Annotated in this window: 5 protein-coding genes; all 5 read left to right on the top strand. The window is 62.7% G+C overall.

Going from position 1 to position 2,590, the window contains the following annotated elements:
* Positions 1–1,084, top strand: a 1,084-nt coding sequence (locus EOM25_13895; protein NCC26266.1) for a cation-translocating P-type ATPase, incomplete at its 5' end; no start/stop codon positions are given.
* Complete coding sequence (locus EOM25_13890; GenBank protein ID NCC26265.1) at positions 975–1,265, top strand: heavy-metal-associated domain-containing protein; 291 nt, start codon at positions 975–977, stop codon at positions 1,263–1,265. The genes EOM25_13895 and EOM25_13890, both read left to right, overlap by 110 nt.
* Positions 1,266–1,360: 95 nt before the next feature.
* A complete protein-coding gene (locus EOM25_13885) occupies positions 1,361–2,059 on the top strand; it encodes a hypothetical protein (protein ID NCC26264.1) in 699 nt (232 codons plus the stop codon).
* A 3-nt stretch (positions 2,060–2,062) separates the two neighbouring features.
* Positions 2,063–2,389, top strand: coding sequence for a hypothetical protein (locus tag EOM25_13880; protein NCC26263.1), 327 nt, complete (start codon positions 2,063–2,065; stop codon positions 2,387–2,389).
* A partial coding sequence (locus tag EOM25_13875; protein NCC26262.1) for an ABC transporter ATP-binding protein occupies positions 2,382–2,590 on the top strand: 209 nt, incomplete at its 3' end. The genes EOM25_13880 and EOM25_13875, both read left to right, overlap by 8 nt.

Genomic DNA, 2,590 nt, shown 5'->3' with positions numbered 1-2,590 from the left:
TGGGCATCCTGAACTGGTTCATGTCCTTCCCACCCGGGGCATTGACGAACAAGAACTCCTGCGACTCGCGGTTTCGGCCGAGGCCCACAACCACCATCCCTTGGCCATGGCCCTCAAGGACGAAGCCGGAAGACGGGGGATCTTCCCCACACCCCACGCCATCTGCGACTACCACATGGGCATGGGCATGCGGGCCGTCATCGGCGATCGCGAGGTTCTGGTCGGCAACCACAAGCTTTTCCAGTCATTCGGGCTCAATGGTGGCAACCAGGAAGACCGAGCCTCCAAACTGCGTGACGCCGGCCTCACCGTTCTTCAGGTTTTCGTCGACTCCAGTCCCTGGGGAATCCTGGCCTTTGCTTCCCGGACCAGGCCGGAGGCCAAGGACGTCATTGACCGGCTTCGGCGCAGCGGCGTCGATCACTTCATGCTCGTCACCGGGGACGAGCCTGGATCGGCAGGCCTCTTGGCCGAATCTCTCGGCATCCAGGAGGTGCATGCCTCCAAGCTGCCCCGGGAAAAGGCCGTCATTGTCGAGGAGGCCATGGCCCGGGGCCGGAAGGTGCTCATGGTCGGGGACGGAATCAACGACGCCCTGGCTCTGACCCGGGCCGACGTCGGAGTTTCCGTGGGTACGGGAGGCTCCGAAGTTGCCGTTGAGGCCGCCGACATCGCCCTGGCCTCCGAGAATCTGTCGGGCCTTGCCGACGTTCACGAGTTGAGCCGCAAGACCCTGCGGGTCGTGCGCCAGAATTTCTGGATTGCCACTGGTTCCAACATAGTCGGCGTGGTCTTGGCCGGACTTGGAGTGCTCACCCCGGTCATGGCCGGACTGGTCCATGTCGGCCATTCCCTGGGGGTTCTGGCCAACTCCTCCCGGCTCCTCGCCTTCACCTTCAGCCTTCCTCCGGACAACGGAGCGGACAACGGAGACACACATGGACTTCGACACATTGACCAGGCTGAGGAGCCTGTTGCGTGTCAAACACCACATCCCGGGACGGATCCGGCTGGGATTCGGTCCGGGCATTCTCAAGAATTCCGAAGCGAAACGACTGGCCAGCGGTCGGCTGGAGCTGCCTGACTGGGTCACCGGATACAGGCTCAACCCGGCGGCCGGATCCATTGTCATCGAGTATGACGAAGAACGTATCAACCCGGAATTGTTGCTGGAATTTCTCCAATCAACCGACAATGACCGAACGGCCGAACTGGTCGAACACTTCAACCGGGCCCTGACCAACAACCAAACACAGGAGGCATAGTGATGTGTGACGAAAAACCGACAACCACAACCCAGTCCGGCGGACAAGGCCAAGGCGCAGAAAAAGCGGCCGAGACAGGCGGCCAGGGAGGCTTCATGCCGGGATCGACCCCCGTCTATTACGGACAGCCCCAAGCCCAACCCAACGGACAATTCCAGACCGGTGGACAATACTCCGGACAATTCATGGCCTCTGCCGGGCAACCTGTGCAGGGTCCGGACATGGGCCAACCTCACTTCTCGGCCCAGATTCCCGGAGCGGCACCATACCAGGGGGCGCCGGCGGCCCCCGTCTATGGGCAGCCTCAGGCCGGGTTCTACGCCATGGGTGAACAACGGACCGGACAGCCTCAGGCCCCCGCCACAGGAGGCTACTACGGGAACGGGACTGTTGGCTGGCCCCAACTCCAGCCCCCCGGCCCTTCAGCCTGGCCGGCCTATCAACCGGGTGGCATGTATGCACCTCCAGCCGTGCAGCAAATGCCGAATCCAGGCCAGGCCCAGGGATACGAGAACCGCTACGGCGAACTCTACGGTCTGATCAACGAGGCTGCCGCAGGCAATCCGGACGTTTCAAAATTCTTGAACTTTTTTGAAAAGACATCTTCTGATTTCTGGAAAGGCGCGCTCCTGGGCGCGGGCATGACCTTCCTGCTGACCAACGACCGGGTCAAGGGGGCCATAGCTGGGGTCTTTTCCGGGGTCTGTGGCGCTTTCGGGAAGAATGCCGAAGAGATGGAAAAGGAAGAAGACAGGAAAGCCGAGAAAAAACATGCCAAGAAGGAAAAGGAGTAACGCATGAGCATCGTCAGACAGACAGCCATTGCCCCCAGGGCCACCTTGGCCATGGGGGCCGCCGGGGCCATCGTCGGTGGAGCCGTTGCCGCAGCCCGCAGTATCGACAAGGTTCAGAAAGGGGAAACGAGTCGGGAGGAGGCCGTCAAAGAGGTCATCCGTGAATCCGGAACCACGGGCCTGGCCACGGCCGCGCTCTGCTGTATCAAGGGCCTGCGCGTGCGCGGCGCCGCCACCGAGATTCCGCAGGCCGCCACGGCCGCTGTGGTGCAGTCCATCGCCACCCTGTTCTTCCTCTCGGCCCTCCGTTCGGTGCTGACCTATGTCTGAACCCGCGCCCATCCTGTCGCTGCAACACGCCACGATCCCGCCGGATAGCGAACGGGTCGAGGGTCTGGAGGACCTGACCCTCGCGCTGGCGCCCGGCGAACTGGCCGCCATCGTCCGCGATGCGGGCGCCGAGACGGTCTCGTTGTGCGATATCATGCAGGGACTGATCGAGCCGGCTTCCGGCGCGGTGCGGTTCCTGGG

It is taken from the genome of Deltaproteobacteria bacterium (genome assembly GCA_009929795.1).
Classification (GTDB): Bacteria; Desulfobacterota; Desulfovibrionia; order Desulfovibrionales; family Desulfomicrobiaceae; genus RZZR01.
Note: the sequence above shows the minus strand (reverse complement) of the source record. Positions and strands in the feature narration are given on the sequence as shown.